The organism is Sphingomonas sp. PP-CE-3G-477 (assembly GCF_003050745.1).
Classification (GTDB): domain Bacteria; phylum Pseudomonadota; class Alphaproteobacteria; order Sphingomonadales; family Sphingomonadaceae; genus Sphingomonas.
Map to the genome: position 1 here is coordinate 1 of NZ_QAOF01000012.1, position 15,919 is coordinate 15,919.

At 67.3% G+C, this 15,919-nt stretch carries 14 protein-coding genes; 11 read left to right on the plus strand and 3 right to left on the minus strand.

Annotated elements, in window-relative coordinates; translation table 11 throughout:
• Window positions 1–218 precede the first annotated feature (218 nt).
• Window positions 219–1,628: a sensor histidine kinase gene (locus C8J45_RS16860; RefSeq protein ID WP_107964281.1), complete on the minus strand. Its 1,410-nt coding sequence runs from the start codon at window positions 1,626–1,628 to the stop codon at window positions 219–221.
• Complete coding sequence (locus C8J45_RS16865; RefSeq protein ID WP_200912584.1) at window positions 1,618–2,283, minus strand: response regulator transcription factor; 666 nt, start codon at window positions 2,281–2,283, stop codon at window positions 1,618–1,620. The genes C8J45_RS16860 and C8J45_RS16865 overlap by 11 nt, the downstream gene beginning before the upstream one ends.
• A gap of 110 nt (window positions 2,284–2,393) precedes the next feature.
• Here C8J45_RS16865 and C8J45_RS16870 point away from each other — a divergent pair, with 110 nt between their 5' ends.
• The 5 genes from C8J45_RS16870 to C8J45_RS16890 all read left to right on the plus strand — a co-directional run bounded on the left by C8J45_RS16870 (window position 2,394) and on the right by C8J45_RS16890 (window position 7,857).
• Window positions 2,394–3,476 (plus strand): ABC transporter substrate-binding protein, encoded by a 1,083-nt coding sequence (locus C8J45_RS16870; protein ID WP_107964332.1) that lies wholly within the window; start codon window positions 2,394–2,396, stop codon window positions 3,474–3,476.
• Window positions 3,473–4,960: an OprO/OprP family phosphate-selective porin gene (locus C8J45_RS16875; protein ID WP_107964282.1), complete on the plus strand. Its 1,488-nt coding sequence runs from the start codon at window positions 3,473–3,475 to the stop codon at window positions 4,958–4,960. The genes C8J45_RS16870 and C8J45_RS16875 overlap by 4 nt, the downstream gene beginning before the upstream one ends.
• A gap of 229 nt (window positions 4,961–5,189) precedes the next feature.
• Window positions 5,190–6,491 (plus strand): CitMHS family transporter, encoded by a 1,302-nt coding sequence (locus C8J45_RS16880; protein ID WP_107964283.1) that lies wholly within the window; start codon window positions 5,190–5,192, stop codon window positions 6,489–6,491.
• A gap of 40 nt (window positions 6,492–6,531) precedes the next feature.
• The gene (locus C8J45_RS16885; RefSeq protein WP_107964284.1) at window positions 6,532–7,191 is read left to right on the plus strand and encodes an alpha/beta fold hydrolase; all 660 of its coding nucleotides are present in this window, start codon (window positions 6,532–6,534) and stop codon (window positions 7,189–7,191) included.
• A 51-nt stretch (window positions 7,192–7,242) separates the two neighbouring features.
• Entirely contained in the window at window positions 7,243–7,857 is a 615-nt protein-coding gene (locus C8J45_RS16890; protein WP_107964285.1) for a DUF2238 domain-containing protein, read from the plus strand.
• Here the strand turns inward: C8J45_RS16890 and C8J45_RS16895 are convergent.
• Window positions 7,847–9,061: a UbiH/UbiF/VisC/COQ6 family ubiquinone biosynthesis hydroxylase gene (locus tag C8J45_RS16895; RefSeq protein ID WP_107964333.1), complete on the minus strand. Its 1,215-nt coding sequence runs from the start codon at window positions 9,059–9,061 to the stop codon at window positions 7,847–7,849. The two genes, C8J45_RS16890 and C8J45_RS16895, sit on opposite strands and share 11 nt — an antisense overlap.
• Before the next feature lie 143 nt (window positions 9,062–9,204).
• Here C8J45_RS16895 and C8J45_RS16900 point away from each other — a divergent pair, with 143 nt between their 5' ends.
• From C8J45_RS16900 to ribA, 6 genes are all read left to right on the plus strand, one after another.
• The gene (locus tag C8J45_RS16900; protein WP_107964286.1) at window positions 9,205–11,517 is read left to right on the plus strand and encodes a DNA translocase FtsK; all 2,313 of its coding nucleotides are present in this window, start codon (window positions 9,205–9,207) and stop codon (window positions 11,515–11,517) included.
• Between the two features lie 200 nt (window positions 11,518–11,717).
• Complete coding sequence (locus C8J45_RS18970; protein ID WP_146168640.1) at window positions 11,718–11,930, plus strand: hypothetical protein; 213 nt, start codon at window positions 11,718–11,720, stop codon at window positions 11,928–11,930.
• Between the two features lie 25 nt (window positions 11,931–11,955).
• A complete protein-coding gene (locus C8J45_RS16905) occupies window positions 11,956–13,029 on the plus strand; it encodes a carbohydrate porin (protein ID WP_258191512.1) in 1,074 nt (357 codons plus the stop codon).
• A gap of 82 nt (window positions 13,030–13,111) precedes the next feature.
• Window positions 13,112–13,741 (plus strand): outer membrane lipoprotein carrier protein LolA, encoded by a 630-nt coding sequence (locus C8J45_RS16910; RefSeq protein WP_107964288.1) that lies wholly within the window; start codon window positions 13,112–13,114, stop codon window positions 13,739–13,741.
• Between the two features lie 344 nt (window positions 13,742–14,085).
• Window positions 14,086–14,868: an exodeoxyribonuclease III gene (locus tag C8J45_RS16915; RefSeq protein WP_107964289.1), complete on the plus strand. Its 783-nt coding sequence runs from the start codon at window positions 14,086–14,088 to the stop codon at window positions 14,866–14,868.
• A complete protein-coding gene (gene ribA, locus C8J45_RS16920) occupies window positions 14,865–15,911 on the plus strand; it encodes a GTP cyclohydrolase II (RefSeq protein WP_107964290.1) in 1,047 nt (348 codons plus the stop codon). The genes C8J45_RS16915 and ribA overlap by 4 nt, the downstream gene beginning before the upstream one ends.
• The last annotated feature ends 8 nt before the right edge of the window (window positions 15,912–15,919 follow it).

The window sequence follows — 15,919 nt, forward strand, 5'->3', positions numbered from 1 at the left end:
AACCAACGCTCGAAGGTGATCGAAACAGCGTCAACCGAGGCTTCCCAAGATGGTGCCCGAAACGGCGTAGGCGAGTTCCCTTCGCCCGCTCCAGTTTTCCCAATCGTTGGGATACTGACACACCGTCGAAACGACGGTTCAGCGTCATCGTGATCCATCATCGATCGCCGGCAAATCCTTCATGCCAGCGCCTTCGCCCTATCCGCATGGCGCGATCATCATCCTTTGGTGCGCGCGAATCTCAAGATTATCGTGGTACCGGTGTCCGCATCGCCGAATGCGACGTCCGCGTTGAGGCGGGTCGCCGCCGAGCGCACGATCGCCAAGCCGAGACCGCTCCCCTCCGGGCTGCCGGCAGCATCCAGCCGGACGAACCGATCGAATGCGGCGTCGCGGTGCTCGGGCGCGATGCCCGGACCATCGTCGACGACCGCGATCGACGTTTGCGATGGCGTCGTCTGGAGCCTGACCGAGACGGTGCCGCCGCGCCGGTTGTAGCGGATGCCGTTGTCGATCAGGTTCGACACGATCTCGAAGATCAGCGTGCGGTGGCCGGGGACGACGTGGCCAACCTCGGGGTCGCCTTCTATGGTCAGGTCGATGCCGGCTTCGATCGCGCTTTTGATCTGGCGCGTGATGACCGCGGCCGCCACTTCGCGCAGGTCGACCGCTTCGAGCGGGGCGGACACGCCGGCCTCTTCGGCGCGCGCCAATGCCAGCAACTGCGTCACCAAGCGTTCGAGGCGTATCACCGCGTCAGCGATCTCGTCGAGCGCGACGCTGCGTTCGGGGCCAGAGCCGCGGCGGGCGAGCGCGACCTGGACCTTCAACACCGACAGGGGCGTGCGCATCTGGTGCGAGGCGTCGGCGGTGAAGCGGCGCACGCCGACGGTCGCGGTGTCGAGCTGCGCGAGGAGTCGGTCGAACGCGCCGGCGAGCGGGCGGAGTTCGCTGGGGAGCGGGCCGGTATCGAGCGGCGAGAAATCGGGACGCGCGCGTTCGTCGCGTGCCTCCACCGCGTCGCGGAGGCGGGCGAGCGGACGGAGGCTCCAGCCTAACGCCGGTCGCAGCAGCAGCGCGGCGGCGCCGACGAGGACGCATTCGCCGATCAGCAGCGCGAGCATCAGCCGGCGGGTGAGCGCACCGCGGTTGTCGAGCGTCTCGGCGATTTGGACGATCACGGGCTTGTCGATCCGGGGGAGCGAGCGGCGGACTTCGGCGATGCGGATCTGCTGGCCGCGGTAGCGCGCGAAGCGGTAGCGCGGCACGTCGATGGAGAGCGTGGCGGGATCGGGCGCTGGCAGATCCGCGTAGCCGGTGAGCAGGTCCGGGCCGACGGCGACGCGGTAATAGACGTTGTCGCGTTCGGTATTCTCCAGCATCCCGAACGCGGCGGACGGAAGGTCGAGCGTCACCTCGCCGCGTTCGACCTGCACCGTCTCGGCGATCGCGCCGAGCGCACCGCCGAGCACGCGGTCATTCGTGCGGCGGACGACGTCGGCGATCAGCGTCGCACCGACCACGCCGATCAGGATCGCCGCCGCCAGCAACGGCCCGAGCACCGCGACCAGCAGGCGGGTGCGCAGCGCTGGCGTGCCCCGATCGGTAACTACGGTCTCAGCCGGCATCGAGCATATAGCCGACCCCGCGGACGGTGCGGATGCCGGGGCCGTCGGGGGCGAGCTTGGTCCTCAACCGCGTGACATGGACCTCTATCGCGTTGTCGCCGACCGGCTCGTCGAACCCGAACACCTCGCCGATCAGCAGCGCGCGCGGGACCACCCGGCCGGCTCGGGTAGCGAGCGCCTCCAGCACTGCGCGTTCGCGCCGACGCAGGTCGAGCGCACGGCCAGCGATGTCCGCGTCGCCGGTCGAGCGGTTGATCGTCAGCGTACCGACGCTGAGCACCGGCAGCGGATCGCCGCCACGCCGCCGGCCGAGCGCCCGGACACGCGCCTCCAGCTCCTCGGGCTCGAACGGTTTGCGCAGATAATCGTCGGCGCCGAGATCGAGCCCGCGCACGCGGTCGTCGAGCGCATCGCGTGCGGTCAGCATCAGCACCGGCACCCGCTCGCCGCGCCGCCGCAGCGTTTCGAGCACCGAGAAGCCGTCGATCCCGGGCAGCCCGACATCGAGGATCACCAGCGCATAGGGTTCGCCGGCAACCACCGACAGCGCCTCCTCACCGGTCGCGACGTGGTCGACCGCGTTGCCGCCCGCGCGCAACAATGCCGCGATACTGCGCGCGAGCGCGGCGTCGTCCTCGATCAGCAGGATGCGCAAAACGGTTCATCCCTCGCCCGACCGGCGTGAAAGGTTGGTGACAGGTTCGGTTCGTACTCCACGACTGCAGTCTATCCGAACAGCGAGGCGGAAGGCGAGGAGAGGTGATGATGGCCCATATATTTCTGAGGATCGCGCTGCTCACCGGCCTCGTCGCGTCCGCCGTTCCCGCCGTCGCGCAGCGTCCGACCGGCTACCCGCGTTCCTACGACCAGTTGATCAGCGATGCGCGCGCCGAACGCCAGGTGCGGATCTACGGCAATGCCGACCGCGCCGAATTGCTGCCGGTGGTCGCCGCGTTCCGCAAGCGCTACCCCGGCGTCACCGTGCTCTACGCGGACATCGGCTCGACCGAGATGTATCGCCGCTTCGTCACCGAGACGCGCGCGCGCCGCATGTCCGCCGACCTCGTCTGGTCGTCGGCGATGGACCTCCAGGTGAAGCTGATCAACGACGGCTTCGCGCAAGGCTATGCGAGCCCCGAAAAGCCCGCGCTGCCGCCGGTGTCGGTGTGGAAGAACATGGGCTTCGGCGTCACCGCGGAGCCGATCGGGATCGTCTACAACAAGCGCCTCGTGCCGCCCGCTCAGGTGCCGCGCACGCACGCCGCGCTGGAGACATGGCTGCGGAAGAATGCGCGCGCCCTGACTGGGCGCGTGACGACGTTCGATCCGGCGCGCTCGAATGTCGGCTATCTGTACCTGTCTGAGGATCTCGCGATCACGCGCGACACGCGGTCGTTGCTCGAGGCGATCGCCGCGACAAAGCCCGTGCTGTCGCGGACCAGCGAGCCGATGCTGCGCGGGGTCGCCGAGGGGCGGCAGGCGATCGCGTACAACGTGATCGGCTCGTACGCGGTGGAACGGGCGCGGACCGATCCCCGCATCGGCGTCGCGTTCCTTCAGGACTATACGATCGTCACCTCGCGGATTGCGTTCATCGCACGCGAGGCCGCGCACCCGGCGGCGGCGAAGCTGTTCCTCGATTTCCTGCTGTCGCGCGAGGGCCAGTCGCTGCTCGCCAAGCGCAGCCTGTGGCCGGTTCGCACCGACGTCCCCGCCCGCCGTCTTCCCCAAGCCCAGGCGCGGCCGATCCGCGTGGGCCCGCAACTTCTCGTCAACCTCGACCGCGTCAAGCGCCAACGTTTCCTGCGCGACTGGACCGCGATTCTCGCCACCGGAGCCCAACAATGACTCTCTTCCGTACCGGGTGCGCCGCACTCGCGCTGATCGCCGCAACGCCGGCGCTGGCCCAGACTCCGAGCGACGCCGACCTTGCCGCACTGGTCCGTGCGCAGGCCGCCGAGATCGCCGCGCTGAAGTCGCGGCTCGACCGGCTGGAGAACAACGCCGCCGTCGCGCAGGCCTCTGCTCCGGTCGCCCCGCCACAAGCAGTCGCGCCTCCGCAGGCGGTCGCGCAGAACACCGAACCGCGCCGCACGGTACCGTTCGCGCCGCAGCTCGCGCCTCCTGGCCCCGCCGATCGCAGCGTCGCGCAGGCGGTCGCCGCGCGCGACAATCCGTCGGGCGTGACCACCGAATGGGGCGCCGGCCTGCCCGTCTTCCACTCGGCGGACGGGGTCTACACGTTCAAGCCGCGCGGCCGCATCCTGACCGACGTCAGCTCCAGCCTCGGCTCGAAGTACGACGGCCGCAACATCACGACGACGGGCATGCGCGCGCTGCGCCTCGGCCTCGAAGGCGGCGTCGGCACGCACTTCTTCTACCAGTTCGAGAGCGACTTCTCGGAGAACGAGGTCGACGTCGTCACCGCGTTCGTCGGCTGGCGCAACAAGATCAAGCCAGGTCTCGATTACGACGTCCGCGCGGGGCACCTGTTCAACGATCGCGGCTTCGAAGGCTCGACCGGCTCGGATTCGACCCCGTTCCTGGAGCGCACCACGGTCGCCACCGCGATCATCCCGCAGCGTGGCTTCTACGGCATCGGCGTGATGCCGCGCATCTTCTGGAAGACCGGTCACGCATCGGTGACGATCACGGGCGACCGGATCGACGGCACGCAGACCGTCGGCGACAGCCGCACGGTGCTGGGCCGCGCACACTGGAACCCGATCAAGTCCGATACCGGCGTGCTGCATATCGGCGCGTGGGGCTTCGACGAATCGCTGTCGTCGGTCGCCGGCACGCTGACTCGCAACACGGTGATCGGCGGCCGCTTCAACGGTGCGTTGCGCGTATCGACCGGGCCGCTGATCGGCGGCACCGGCACGACCGGCTACGGCGTCGAGCTCGGCGGCTATCGCGGGCCATTGTGGGTGATGGGCGAAGCGGGCCGCCGCAACGCGCGGCTCGACGGCGGGCGCCCTGATTTCGTCAGCAAGGCGTGGAGCGTCTCGGGCGGTCTGTTCCTGACCGGCGACCTGCCGCCGTACAACCCGCGGCTCGGCAGCTTCGGCCAGCCCAAGGTGTTGAAGCCGACGTTCGACGGCGGCGTCGGCGCGATCGAACTCACCGCGCGCTACGAAAGCCTCGATTTCGACAATCTGCTGACCGGCGGCGACGGCTGGGCGGCGACCGTCGGCGTCAACTGGTACCTGAACAGCTTCACCCGCTTCCAGGTGAACGCGATCCAGTGGAACACCGACAACCGCGCCGGCGACTATGTCGGCAACGACAGCGGCCAGACCCTCAGCGCCCGCGTCGGCGTCACCTTCTGATGCTGGCCAGCATGCGATCTGCCACGACGGCCCAGCCCCACCGCTCCGTCATCCTGACGAAAGTCAGTATCCAGAGCCACAAGGGACCACGCTCGGTAACCCTGGATCCTGACTTTCGTCAGGATGACGGGGTGCTTGCGGCTGCCCGTGTGGCGGCTCCCGCGACAGTAACGGCGGCGACGTCTGCCACCCCCACCCCCTTTTTCACGCCCTTTTCTAGGACGATGCGATGAACCTTGCCCTGCTCGGCTTCCTGATGGTCGCCACGTTCATGACGTTGATCATGACCAAGAAGATGACGCCGCTGGTCGCGCTCATCGTGATCCCGTCGATCTTCGGCGTGTTCGCGGGCGAGGCCGCGGGTCTCGGCCCGATGATGATCGACGGCATCAAGAACCTCGCGCCGACCGGCGTCATGCTGTTGTTCGCGATCCTGTTCTTCTCGACGATGACCGACACGGGCCTCTTCGATCCGCTGGTCGGACGGCTGATCCGGATGGTCCACGGCGATCCGATGCGGATCCTGATCGGGACGGTCGTGCTATGCGCGCTCGTCAGCCTCGATGGCGACGGTTCCACCACATACATCATCACGATCGCCGCGCTGCTGCCGCTCTACAAGCGCTTCAACATGAACCGGCTGTACCTCGTCTGCCTGTTGATGACGACGAGCGGGATCATGAACCTGACGCCGTGGGGCGGGCCGACCGCGCGCGCGGCGAGTGCGCTGAAGCTCGATCCCGCGACGCTGTTCCTGCCGCTGATCCCCGGCATGATCGCCGGCCTCGCCTTCCTGATCGGGCTCGCCGTGTATTTCGGGCGCAAGGAGCGCGTCCGGATGGGTGAAGCGGGGATCACCGCGGACACCGAGTTCACCGGCATGGCCGTCTCGCAGTATCCCGAGGCACGCCGCCCGAAGCTGATCTGGTTCAACGCAGCCCTCGTCATCACGCTGTTGACGCTGCTGGTGTGGGGCATTCTCCCCTTGTCGGTGCTGATGATGCTGGCGTTCGCGATCGCGATGATCGTCAACTATCCCGGCGTCGCCGACCAGAAGGAGCGCATCTCCGCGCATGCCGGCAACGTGCTCGCGGTCGTCTCGCTGATCTTCGCGGCGGGTATCTTCACCGGGATCCTCGGCGGGACCGGCATGGTCGAGGCGATGAGCAAGGCGGTGGTCGGCGTGATCCCGCCCGCGCTCGGGCCGTACATGGCGCCGATCACCGCGGTGCTGAGCATGCCGTTCACCTTCTTCATCTCGAACGACGCGTTCTATTTCGGGATGCTGCCGATCCTCGCCGAGGCCGGCGCGCATTACGGCGTCGCACCCGAGGCGATCGCCCGCGCGTCGCTGATGGGCCAGCCGGTCCACCTGCTCAGCCCGCTGGTGCCGTCGACCTATCTGCTGGTCAGCCTGGTCGGGATCGACCTCGCCGATCACCAGCGCTTCACGCTCGTGCCCGCGATCGCCGTCTGTGCGGTGATGACGATCGTCGGCATGATCGCGCTCGCCTTCCCGTTCGTCGCCTGAGGTGAGCATCCCCGCAACCCGCCGCTACCGGAGATTTCGCATGGTCCGACCGCGTACACCGTTGATGCTGCTCCCCGCGATGGGCTGCGACGGCCAGCTCTGGGCCCGCCAGATCGTCGATCTTGCGGGTATTGCACAGGTCGAGTTCGGCGACCTCTCGCAGGACGACACGCTGTCCGAAATGGCCGCGCGCGTTCTCGCCAGCGCACCGCCGCGGTTCGCGGTCGCCGGCGTCAGCCTCGGCGGCTACGTCGCGATGGAGATGGTGCGGCAAGCCCCCGACCGGATCGAGCGGATCGCGCTGTTCGGCACGCGCGCGTCGATGGAGGTACGCCCGCGCACCGTCGTCGGCCAGGGCCTGCTCGCCACCGCACCACACGCCGACCCGCGCCTGACCGCGATCGTCGCCGGCCCCGCACAGGCGATGGCGGAGCGCGTCGGCCAGACCGTCTTCGAACGCCAGCAACGCGCGCTGCTCGCACGCCCTGACATCAGCGAGGCGATCGCCGCGATCCACGTCCCGACGCTGGTAGCCGTGGGCGACCGGGACCTGATCTGCACCCCCGACGACGCACGCGCGCTGAGTGCGCGGATCGAGGGCTCGCGGTTTCACATGCTGCGCTCCTGCGGCCACCTCGCACCGATGGAGCGTCCCGGCGAAGTCACCGCGCTGCTCCGCCAGTGGCTGAAGACCGGCTGATCGATTAGGAGGGCCCCTTACAAGGACCCTGCCCTTCGACGAAAGCGCATCATGACCTCGACCGATCGCCGGCTTCCCATATTGGCAATCCTGTGGTCGATCGGGCTCGTGGCATCCGGCTGGGCCCCCGCCGACCGCGCGACGTGGTCGATGGAGATCGCACCCGTCCTCATCGCCTTTCCCATATTGGTCGCTCTGCGACGCAGCTTCGCGTTCACGACGCTTGCCCTCGTGCTGATCGCGCTCCACGGCCTCGTTCTCATGCTGGGCGGCGCCTACACCTATGCGCGCGTACCGATCGGTTTCGCGGTGCAGGACTGGCTGCATCTCGCCCGCAATCCCTATGATCGGTTCGGCCATCTGATGCAGGGCTTCGTGCCCGCGATCGTGCTGCGCGAGATCCTTGTCCGGACCGGCAGCATCGCGTCCAGTCGGCTCCTGATCGTCACCGTCCTCGCCTACTGCCTGTCCGTCAGCGCCTTGTACGAACTGATCGAGTTCGGCGCCGCCGTCGCACTCGGCCAGGGCGCGGACGCGTTTCTCGGGACGCAGGGCGACCCGTGGGATACGCAGTGGGACATGCTGATGTGCCTGGTTGGCGCCATACTCGCGTTGCTCCTGCTATTCCGCGTTCACGACAGGCAGATTGCCCGCCTCAGACCTTGAGGCCCTGTAACAGCTTGGGCAGGTCACCCGATTCACCGCGTGCTTCCGCCATGAAGCGGTCTTTCAGCGGCGGGATCGCGTTGACGGCGCTGATGCCGAAACGACGCACCGCGCTGGCGGTCTTGCCGGGGAGGCCGAACAGGCGGGTGAGCGTGTCGGTGGCGGCGGCGGTCATGAACGTGTCGAGTCCGCGCCAGCGCTGGTAGCGCGCGAGCAGTGCCGCGTCGCCGAGGTCGAGGCCGAGCCGCTTGCCCTCGACCAGCACTTCGGCGAGCGTCGCGACGTCGCGGAAGCCTAGGTTGAGGCCCTGCCCGGCGATCGGGTGGATGCCGTGGCCGGCGTCGCCGACCAATGCGAGACGCTGATCGGTAATGCGCGCGGCGTGGTGGAAGCCAAGCGGGTAGCTCGACCGCGGCGTCGCCATCGACAGCGCGCCGAGGAAGCCGCCCATGCTCTTTTCCGCTTCTGCCAGGAACGCGCGGTCGCCTAGCTTGAGCATGCCGGGCGCGTTCTTCGCGTCGACGGTCCAGACGATCGCCGAGCGGTGACCATCCGCATCGTCGGGGAGCGGGAGCAGCGCGAATGGGCCGCTCGCGTAGAAGATCTCGTACGCGACGTCCTCGTGCGACCGTTCGTGATGAAACGCGGCGATGATCGCGGTGTGCTCGTACGACCAGCGGGCGATCGTGATCCCGGAGGCCTCGCGCGTCGGCGAGTTGCGGCCCTCCGCGGCGATCAACAGCGGCGCGCGAATGACGTCGCCCGAGTCCAGCGTGGCGGTGACGCCCGATTCGGCGCGGTCGACCGACGTCGCACGTGTCTGCATGCGGAGATCGACATGCGGCGCGGCGGTCGCGGCGTCGAACAGCGTGCGGCGGAGCAGCTTGTTCTCGTACATCGTGCCGAGCGCGCCGTCGTCCGCGGCGGGGACGAAATCGAGCGCGCCGGGTTCGAGGCCATCGCTGACCCGAATCTGCCGGATTGCACAACCCTGCCCCGCCAGCGTCGCGCCGATGCCGATCGCGTCGAGCATGCGGTGGCTCGCGCTCGCGACTGCCGACGCGCGGCCGTCGAAGCCGGGTGCCAGCGTCACCGCGGGGTCGGCGGGGTCGATCACGATCGTCGAGATGCCGTGCACGTCGAGCGCCACGGCGAGCGTCGCGCCGACCAGCCCGCCACCGAGGATGATTACATCTGTGTCCATGGTCGCGCTGTATCCCGGTAGCCGGTCGCTGCCAACGACGATCCGGGCGCAGCTTAACACGTGTTGTCGCGTGGTTACCTTGACGTTGAGGCCGCCCGGCGCGATGCATTTCCGCATTATACTGCAACTGGAGAATACGGGTCATGGCCAGCCGCGCGCAGCCAGCCTTGTGGCGTGAGACGGTGAAGGCGGGTGCCGTCCGCAGCGGCGCGCTGATCGCGGCGATCGCGCTGTTCGTCGGCACGCTGCTGATGGCGCTGGCGCTGGCGAGCTATCACCCGAGCGACCCCGCGCTCAACACCGCATCGGGCGGCGACCCCGCCAACCTGGTCGGGCCGCCGGGTGCATGGTTCGCCGATATCGCGCTCACGCTGTTCGGACCCGCGGTCGCGCTGTTGCTCCCGATCGGACCGATTCTCGGCATGCGACTGTGGCGTGACGCGCCGCTCGGGCATTGGCTGCGAATGGTGCGCGGCGCGGCGATCGGCGTCGCGCTGATGGCGAGCGCGCTGGCATTCGTATCGGGCACATCGGTGCTCGCGCTCCCCGCCGGCTGGGGCGGCGTGATCGGCCTGTCGGTCTCCAGCGCAGTGCATTGGGCGTTGAGCTTCATCGGCCAGCCGGTCGCCGAACTCTGGTCCGCGCGCGCGATCGGGCTGGTCGCGGCGATTGCCGGCGCGATCGTCTGGGGCAAGAGCATCGAGATCGATCTCGGCGAGCGCAAATGGCGCCTCCCCCGCCGCAATCGGACCGAGGCGCTCGGCTATGACGGCTTCGCGGAGATCGACGAGGACGACAACGAGCCACTGACGTTGACGCGGAAACCGGTCGAGCCCCGGGCGGTTGCCGAGCCCGACCAGCGCCCTGCCCCGGTCATCGCCGATCGCCAGAACGCGCCGTCGCAGGCCAAGCCCAAGGAGCGCCAGTCGTCGCTCGACCTGCGCGACAATTTCACGCTGCCGAGCCTCGACCTGCTCACGCCGTCGCCGCCGAGCCAGGGCAATGTGATCGACAAGGCGGGGCTCGAGCGCAACGCACGGCTGCTGGAGAACGTGCTCGACGATTTCCACGTCAAGGGCTCGATCATCGAAGTCCGGCCGGGCCCGGTCGTGACGATGTACGAACTCGAGCCCGCGCCCGGCATCAAGGCAAGCCGCGTGATCGCGCTCGCTGACGATATCGCGCGCAACATGTCCGCCATTTCGGCACGCGTCGCGGTGATCCCGGGGCGCAACGTCATCGGCATCGAGCTGCCGAATGCGCGGCGCGAGGCGGTCAGTCTGCACGAACTCGTCGGCAGCCAGACGTTCGAGGATCAGTCGGCGCAGTTGCCGATCATCCTCGGCAAGAACATCGCGGGCGATTCGGTGATCGCCGATCTCGCGCCGATGCCGCATCTGCTGGTCGCGGGCACGACCGGTTCGGGCAAGTCGGTCGGGCTGAACAGCATGATCCTGTCGCTGCTCTACAAGCTGACGCCGAACCAGTGCCGCATGATCATGATCGATCCGAAGATGCTCGAACTGAGCATGTACGACGACATTCCGCATCTGTTGTCGCCGGTCGTCACCGATCCCGCCAAGGCGGTGCGCGCGCTGAAATGGGCGGTCGAGACGATGGAGGATCGCTATCGCCAGATGTCCTCCGTCGGCGTTCGGAGCCTCGCGGGTTTCAACGACAAGGTGCGTGGCGCCAAGGCCAAGGGTCAGCCGCTCGGGCGCAAGGTCCAGACGGGGTATCATCCCGACACCGGCGCGCCGATGTACGAGGAAGAGAAGCTCGAATACGACGTGCTGCCGCAGATCGTGGTGATCGTCGACGAGCTTGCCGACCTGATGATGACCGCGGGCAAGGAGGTCGAGTTCCTCATCCAGCGGCTCGCGCAGAAGGCCCGCGCGGCGGGCATCCACCTGATCATGGCGACGCAGCGGCCGTCGGTTGACGTCATCACCGGCGTTATCAAGGCCAATTTGCCGACCCGGATCAGCTTCCACGTCACGTCGAAGATCGATTCGCGCACCATCCTCGGCGAGCAGGGCGCGGAGCAGCTGCTCGGCAAGGGCGACATGCTCTACATGCCCGGCGGCAAGGGCATCGTCCGCGTCCACGGGCCGTTCGTGACCGATGACGAAGTGCGGCTGGTGGCGGATCACTGGCGCTCGCAGGGGCTGCCGGATTACATCTCGTCGGTGACCGAGGAGCCTGAGGAGAGCTTCGCGCTTGAGGGCTCACCGACGGGTGAGGACTCCGCGGAGGACCAGCAATATCGCCAGGCGATCCAGCTGGTGTGCGAGTCGCAGAAGGCGTCGACCTCGTGGCTCCAGCGCCAGTTGCGGATCGGCTACAACTCGGCCGCACGGTTGATCGAGCGGATGGAGAAGGACGGCATCGTCGGTCGCCCCGATCATGTCGGCCGCCGCGAAGTGCTGCGCGATACCGAGGGGCATGCGATCTAGCGCTGCCCGCGCGGTTGTTCGCCCTCGCTGTTCCCTCGCGAACGCGGGGATCCAGGAACCAAGACCGATGTCGTCTGGAACCCTGGGCTCCCGCCTTCACGGGAGAACTGGAAGAGGGCGCACTCACTCACATCAGGGTTTCGATCAGCCGACGCCCGGTATACGGGGTTGATACAAGTTACGAAGAACAGGTGGGCGTAATGGGGTATCGGCGGTTCTGTGCAGCGGCAGCGGTGGCGCTCGCCATGTCCGGTCAGGTCTCCGCGCAGGATACCGCCAAGCAGACCCCCGGCAGTAGCGCCACCGATACCCAGCACCGCCCTCGTTCCGGCGTACGCCGTGACAGCGATCTCTCGCCCTCTGCGCTGACCGCGGATACGCAGCGCGCGCTATGCCTCGGAAAGCGCGTATAATTTCTCGGGCGGCGACCGGAAGCTGTTGCGCGAGACCGGTCAGTTCGACGTTGGCGTGCTGCTTGATCTTGACAAGGTCGTCGGGCTGCGGGGCGGTGCATTCCAGGCGACCGTCACCTACCGCCGTGGCCGCGATCTGGGTGCGGACGCCAACCTTGGCGTGCTGCAACAGGTCCAGGAAGTGTACGGCCGCGGCCAGACCGTCCGGCTGACGCAATTCTGGTACGAGCAAATGCTCGGCGAAAAGCTCGAACTGAAGATCGGCCGGACCAATCCGGGCGAGGATTTCGCGTCCTTCTCGTGCTATTTCCAGAACCTCAGCTTCTGCGGTGCGCCGCCGGGCAATCTGAACGGCGATTACTGGCAGAACTGGCCGATCAGCCAATGGGGCGCGCGGCTGCGCTACGACGTCAACGATCATCTCACACTGAAGACCGCCGCCTACGAAGTGAACCCGCGCAACCTCGATAACGACTTCGTGATCGGCCATTTCCACGGTGCGACCGGCGCGCTGATCCCGGTCGAGGCCGAATGGCGACGTGGCTATGATGACGGTCGAGTCGGCGCGTACAAGGTCAGCGGCTGGGTCAACACGTCGAACGGCGACGACGTGTTCTACGATCTGAACCGCCGGCCGATCGCGATCACCGGGCTCGAACCGCTCCGCCGCAGCGCGCGCTACGGGGTGTATTTCAACATCCAGCAACAGGTCACTGGCACCTCCAAGGACGGCAAGTCGGTCACCGGGCTCAGCGTGTTCCTCAACGCGACGCAAGCCGATCGCGCGACCTCGACCACCGACAACCAGATTGCCGCGGGGCTGTTCTACAAGGGGCTGGTGCCGTGGCGGCCGAACGACATCCTCGGCTTCGGCGTGGCGCGGACCAACGTCAACGGGCGCGTGGCAAGGGGCCAGGAACTCGACCCAACGCGGCCCGCGGTGCAGGATGCCGAATACGCGTCGGAAATCTATTACAGCGTCCACCCCACCAAGTGGCTGGAACTGCGCCCGAACGTGCAGTGGGTCCACAACCCCGGCGGCGTACACGACGCGAACGACGTCGCGGTGCTCGGCCTGAAGGGTGCGATCACACTGTAGTCGGCACGCTCTGGCGGAACCCGCCGAATTCAGTGGCGGTTCAAGCGCGGGCGGGCAACGGTCGCGCCTTGAGGAGATTTCGATGTTCAATACCCGCCCCGCGGTGATCGCGACGATCGCCGCTCTGTCTGTCGCCGCCGTGCCCTCGCCGATCGCCGCGCAGGCGACCGGTGACCTGGCCGCCGTGCAGAAGCACCTGCAATCGGTCGAGACGATGACCGCGAATTTCTCGCAGGCGGATCGCAACGGCAAGGTGCTGACCGGCGTGCTGACGCTGAAGAAGCCCGGCAAGCTGCGTTTTCAGTATGAGAAGGGCGTGCCGATCCTGATCGTCGCGGAGGGCGGCGCGCTGACCTTCATCGATTATTCGGTAAAGCAGGTGCAGCGCTGGCCGATCAAGAACTCGCCGCTGGGCGTGCTGCTCGATCCGACCCGCGACATCACGCGTTATGCAAAGCTCGTCCCCGGCTATGACCAGCGGATCGTGTCGGTCGAGGCGAACGATCCGAAGCACCCGGAATATGGCCGAATCACGCTGGTGTTCGTCCGCAGTGCCGGCGCGCCGGGCGGCCTTATGTTGCAGGGCTGGGTCGCGCTCGATAGCCAGAACAACCGGACGACGATTCGCCTGACCAACCAGAAGTTCGGCGAAGCGGTCAGCGACAATACCTTCCGCTGGAACGATCCGCGCCGGACGGGTGTAAGAAAGTAACATTAAATCGGTGTCATTCATGCAAGCGACAGGTTCGGCCCCCTAGAGAGTGGCTCGCAGATGTGGGGCATTCGGGATTTTTCCCCCTGTTGCCCGGATGGTTTCCCCATTTCTTGCCTGCGTGACGAACGCTGAGTTGGCCCTCGCTCCATGCCCCCGGAGCGGGGGTCTTTCGCGTAGAGCGGCAAGAAGACTGCGTCTTCATGACTCGCTCAAGCGCGGCCGACGGGCAAAGCCCGGTCGACGACAGCGGCTTTGCCGATGGCGACTTCTTACCTTCTGCTTCTTCCGCACCCCCAGCAGCGTTCCTTGTCCCCACCCCCCCGCAACGCTACATCGCGCTCGTGAAGATCGTCTCCTGGAACATCAACTCGGTCCGCTTCCGGATCGCCATCGTCGAACAGTTTCTGCGCGACGAGCAGCCCGACATCCTGTGCCTGCAGGAGACCAAGGTCATCGACGGCGACTTCCCCTTGGCGGCATTCCGCGCGCTTGGTTACGAGCACACCGTCCTGCACGGCCAGCGCATGCACCACGGCGTCGCGATCCTCAGCCGAGTCCCGATCGTCGAGGACGACCGCTTCGACTGGCAGGCGAACAGCGAGGCGCGCCACATCGGCGTCCGGCTGGAGAACGGCGTACGGCTTGAGAACGTCTACGTCCCCGCCGGCGGCGATGTCCCCGACCGCGAGGTGAACCCCAAGTTCGGCCAGAAACTCGACTTCATCGAGCGCATGACGACCTGGTCCGAGACGCTGCCAGGCCCCACCATCCTGGTTGGCGACTTCAACATCGCCCCGCTCGAATCGGACGTCTGGAGCCACAAGCAGTTGCTCGACGTCGTCAGCCACACGCCGATCGAAGTCGAGGCGCTCGGCAAGTTGCAGGCGGCCGGCGACTGGGTCGATCTCGGCCGCCGCTTCCACCCCGCCCCCGCGCGCCTGTTCACCTGGTGGAGCTACCGCGCCAAGGACTGGGCGGCGTCGGACCGTGGCCGCCGGCTCGATCACATGTGGGCAACCGGTGCCGCCGCCGAAGCCGCGGTGTCTCATCACGTCTATGAACGTTGCCGAAGCTGGCTCAAGCCGTCCGACCACGTCCCGATCATGACCGAGTTCGCGTTTTGAGTAATCCTCGCGCAGCGGCACGCGCGGTGGACGCTCTACGGCGTGGCTGGCCGATCGCGATCGACGGGCTTGTCCTGCTCGCGGTCGAGACGGCGGATGCCGAGCGGTTGGCAGCGTTCGATCCAGACGCGAATGGCGGCGTGCTGATCTCGTCGGGTCGTGCGGCGACGTTGAAGCTTGCGAACCAGCTTGCGGCAGCGGATCCCACCGAGCCCGTGCTTGTCGATCGCGCCCCGTGGATCGACTTCGCCGGGGCCACCGCGATGGCCGATCCGCAATTCGACTTGGCGACTCCGTTGAAGGGTCCGTTCCGCACGCTCCCGGTGAGCGATCCCGAAGCGGCCGCCGCGGCGCTACGCCTTGCGCGGATTGCCGGACTGCTCCCCGCCTTCTTCCTCGGCACCGGCGAGCCCGAAGTCAGCATAAGCGCCGTTGATATAGACGCGCACGAGGATGCGACCCGCCTGACGCTCGCAACGCGCGCACGCCTCCCCGTCGAGGGCGCGGAGGATGCGGAGATCGTCGCGTTCCGCAGTCCCGAGAGCGCGGACGAGCATATCGCGCTGCTGATCGGCCAGCCCGACGGACAGCCGCCGCTCGTCCGGCTGCACAGCGAGTGCCTGACGGGCGACGTGCTGGGCAGTCTCAAATGTGACTGCGGGCCACAACTGCACGCCGCGATCCACGCGATCCAGCATAGCGGCTGGGGTATCCTGCTATATCTGCGTCAGGAGGGGCGCGGGATCGGGCTGGTCAACAAACTGCGGGCCTATGCGTTGCAGGATCAGGGGTTCGACACGGTCGACGCGAACACGCGGCTCGGCTTTGCGGTCGACGCGCGCGATTTCGGGGTGGCGGCACGGATGCTGACCCTGCTCGGCCAGCGCGAGGTGCGGTTGCTGACCAACAACCCCGCCAAGGTCGCCGGGCTCGATGCGGCTGGCGTCACGGTGATCGAACGCGTGCCGCACTTCCTGCCCGCCAATCCGCACAACGCACAATACCTCGCGACCAAGCGCGACCGCACGGGTCATCAGTTCTGACCGACATT